This is a genomic window from Nocardia sp. NPDC004722 (assembly GCF_053601505.1).
This window is the reverse complement of record NZ_JBSGBY010000871.1, coordinates 1-2,646: the sequence shown is the minus strand read 5'-3', so window position 1 is coordinate 2,646 and position 2,646 is coordinate 1. Positions and strand designations below refer to the sequence as shown.

Genomic DNA, 2,646 nt, shown 5'->3' with positions numbered 1-2,646 from the left:
GCCAGCACACTGCCCAGCAGCAGCTCGTAGATCATGTTGGGCAGATTGTTCACGCCGTTGTAGGCGTCCCCGACCGCGGCGGTCCCGAGCACCGCCGCCACCGCGATGGTGCGCGCGAACCCGGTCACCCGGCTCACCGCCCCGGCCACGGCCAGCGCCCGGCTCGCTCGCGCCAGCCCGCCGGACTCCGAACGGCCCGGCCCGCCAGCGCTTTTCGGATCGGCCGCCGTCCTCGTGCGGTGCGCACGCTGGATCGGCAATGGTTGCGTCGGGAGGCTCCCGTAGTCGTGCACCAGACCTGCTCGATCGACGTCCATCTCCCCGACGGTAGCGGGAGTCCGGTGGCGGCGAGCCCGCGCCGGTGGCGGCGAACCATGAGAGGGCATGCGCGCCGGGGGAAGTCGGTGCGGTCAGCCTGCGGTTTCCGGTTGGTCGGGGATGCCCAGGCGGAGGTGTTCGATGTGGTAGACGGCCTCGTCGAGGAGTTGGGCCACGTGGGTGTCGTAGAGGCTGTAGACGATGCTGCGGCCGGTGCGGGTGCCGCTGACCAGTCCGAGATTGCGGAGCAGGCGTAGTTGGTGCGAGACCGCGGACTGTTCCATGCCGACCGCTTCGGCGAGTTCGGTGACGGGGAGCGGGCCCTGCCGGAGTTCGGTGAGGATGAGCAGCCGGCTCGGAGTGGCGAGGGCCTGAAGGGTATTCGCGATATGCGCCGCGGCGTCCGCGTCCAGACGTGCCGCGGGGCGGTCGCGGTCCTCGACTCCGTGTCCCATGGCTCCGGAGCCTACCGGTGGCGCCGGAGCGTACCGTTGAGGATATATATGAAGACGTCTTCATGTGTTCTGTTATTGTTCCGGGGTTCCCGCCGTTCGCCCAGGAGGTCGTCATGAGCCTGACCGCTCCCGCTCTGATCGCTGCCGGAGCCGGGGTCGGCTTCGGTCATGCCGTGCTGCCCGACCACTGGGTGCCGCTGGCGGTCATCGCGCGCGCCCAGCGCTATCCGCTGCGCCGGGTGCTGCGGTTGTCCGGGCTCGCCGGGTTCGCGCATGTCGCGCTCTCGCTGATCCTGGGCGGCATCGTGATCGGGGTCGGCTTGCAGTTCCGGTCGGTGGTGGAACGCAACGAGGGGCTCATCGTCGGGGGATTGCTGATCGCGACCGGCGTGGTGTTCGTGGTGCTGGAACTGCTCGGCCGCGGGCACGGCCATGATCATGACCACGGGCACAGCCACGGTCATGACCACGACCATGAGCATGATCACGACCATGGGCACGGTCACGAACAGTCGGGCCGCGGCACCCGATTGCTCGCCGTCGCCGTGCCTTTCGGCGCCGCCGCCTCGCCGGATCTCACCATCCTGCCGGTGTTCCTGGCGGCGAGCGCGGTCGGTGTGACCGCCGCGATCGGCACCCTCCTTGCCTTCTCCCTGGTCACCCTCGGCACCATCGTCGGCCTGACCATGCTGGGCACCCTCGCCGGTTACCAGCTGCGCGGCGCGTGGATCGACAAGAGCGCCAACCTGATCACCGCCGCGGTGCTGCTGCTCATCGGAATCCTGATCGCGGCGAACATCATCTGAGCGAACGCCGCAATTCCCACTCGCGCTGCGGTTTCCGGAGAGCGATCACCGCACACACCAGGGCGGCCGCGACCAGCGCGCAGCCCGCCCACGGGGTCGCCCGCAACGCATCCGCGCCGACGAGGACACCGCCCAGCCCGGAGCCCAGCGCCACTCCGACATGCATCGCCGAGACATTCACCGCCACGGCCGTATCGGCCACCGCCGGACCGGTATTGATCAGATAGTTCTGCACGATCGGTGAGATCGACCACGAGATGCCACCCCACAGCATCATCGCGGGCACGAACCACATCGGAGCGCTCCCCGCGGCGGGCAGTAATGCCATGGCACCCAGGAACACCGCCGGGCAGGCCCACAGGGCGCGGGCGACGCCGAGACGGTCCGACACCAGCCCGCCCAGCCACGCGCCGGTGACCCCGGCCACCCCGAATGCCACATAGAGCCCCTGCAAGGCGGCAGGTTCCGGGCGCAGCACGGCATTCAGATACGGCGTCAGATACGCGAACAAGGTGAAGTGCCCGCCGATCATCAAGACCGACACCAACTGTGCGGCCATCAGCCGCCGGTCGGTGAAAACCGTGCGATAGGAACGAGGTTCGCTCACCGCCGGTGGGCGCATGCGGGGCAGCCCGCCGCCGAGCAGCAGCACGAGCGGCACCACCGGCAGCGCGATCGCGACGAACACCGCCCGCCACCCCGCCCATTCCGCGATCCGCATCCCGATCGGCACCCCCAGCACGAGCGATCCACTGATCCCCATGAACACGATCCCGATCGCCCGCCCCCGCTGCTCGGGCGTCGCCAACTCCGCCGCGAACCGGCTGGCCACCAACACCAGAACGGCGCAACTCGCGGCCATCACGACCCGCGCGATGAGCAGGCTTCCGTATCCGGGACTCGCTGCCGCCGTGAGATCGGACACGGCGAAAACCCCGAGCGCCACCAGCACCGTGACCTTGCGCTCGGTCCGCGCGACCAACGCCGCTGCCCCCAACGCCGTCACCGCGAACACGGCGGAGAACACCGTCGTCAACTGGCCGGCCGCTGCGATGGACACCCCCAGC

Annotated in this window: 3 protein-coding genes and 1 pseudogene; 1 reads left to right on the top strand and 3 read right to left on the bottom strand. The window is 69.5% G+C overall.

Going from position 1 to position 2,646, the window contains the following annotated elements; genetic code table 11:
- Positions 1-317, bottom strand: a pseudogene (locus ACWELQ_RS43285) (hypothetical protein); the annotation flags it as partial.
- 93 nt (positions 318-410) lie between these two features.
- Positions 411-773, bottom strand: a complete 363-nt coding sequence (locus ACWELQ_RS43280; protein ID WP_452402780.1) for an ArsR/SmtB family transcription factor — start codon at positions 771-773, stop codon at positions 411-413.
- Positions 774-886: 113 nt separating this feature from the next.
- On the opposite strand from ACWELQ_RS43280, the gene ACWELQ_RS43275 reads away from it, so the two are divergent.
- Positions 887-1,579, top strand: a complete 693-nt coding sequence (locus ACWELQ_RS43275; protein ID WP_452402779.1) for a hypothetical protein — start codon at positions 887-889, stop codon at positions 1,577-1,579.
- On the opposite strand, the gene ACWELQ_RS43270 is transcribed toward ACWELQ_RS43275, so the two are convergent.
- Positions 1,572-2,646: MFS transporter (locus ACWELQ_RS43270; protein WP_452402778.1), on the bottom strand; the 1,075-nt coding region annotated here is incomplete at its 5' end. The two genes, ACWELQ_RS43275 and ACWELQ_RS43270, sit on opposite strands and share 8 nt — an antisense overlap.

What these genes read in the sequence shown, in the direction of transcription:
- ACWELQ_RS43275 (WP_452402779.1), top strand. Translation starts at nt 887, where the DNA reads ATGAGCCTGACCGCTCCCGCTCTGATCGCTGCCGGAGCCGGGGTCGGC.
- ACWELQ_RS43280 (WP_452402780.1), bottom strand. Translation starts at nt 773, where the DNA reads ATGGGACACGGAGTCGAGGACCGCGACCGCCCCGCGGCACGTCTGGAC.